This window comes from Bartonella sp. SD1336NMGDW, assembly GCF_042193565.1.
Lineage (GTDB): Bacteria > Pseudomonadota > Alphaproteobacteria > Rhizobiales > Rhizobiaceae > Bartonella > Bartonella grahamii.
On sequence record NZ_JBHILW010000099.1, the window covers coordinates 1 to 602 of the forward strand.

At 44.5% G+C, this 602-nt stretch carries 1 protein-coding gene; it reads right to left on the bottom strand.

All coding sequences use genetic code 11. The features are described 5' to 3' along the window. A partial coding sequence (locus ACFIKH_RS09365; protein ID WP_375671554.1) for a ShlB/FhaC/HecB family hemolysin secretion/activation protein occupies positions 1 to 602 on the bottom strand: 602 nt, incomplete at both ends.

The window sequence follows — 602 nt, forward strand, 5'->3', positions numbered from 1 at the left end:
TGATCAAGCTCAAAGGTTGCAATAGCCAATTTACGGCTGGAAACATCAACCCGACTGCCCATAATAAAATTATCAGAATATTTCCATGTCAACCGTCCCGTAAGCCAGGTCTTGCCCTCTTGATCACGGTCAATAACCCGTGAAATCCACGGTGTCAGCGATAAAGACTTACCCGCAGTCATAATATCGGAAAATATCCCCTTAACACTTGAATGATATTGGCTCCACGTCCCATCAAAACCTGTTGTCCAAGTGCCATAGGGAAGAGAAAAAGATCCTGTTAGAGTATCACTATTGGGACGCTTGTGAGAAAAATGATACGGACTACCATCCATGGAGCGCTGATAGCTAAACGACCATTGATCATTGATCCTTAACAGATCATCAAAAGAAAGGCTCAAGCGCGTTTGATAAAGCCCTGTTGCTTTAGCACCAAGATTATCGCTGGAAAGCGTAATAAGCCAAGGTTTCTGTTTTTCAATATGAACATCGAGTATCGAACCACCCGAATTGCTCCCCGCACCAAGATTAATGGTGGCTTGGCGTGAGAAAAGCCGATTGATTTGATCAAGCCCTTGCTCTATCTGGCGCAGATTGGTCGG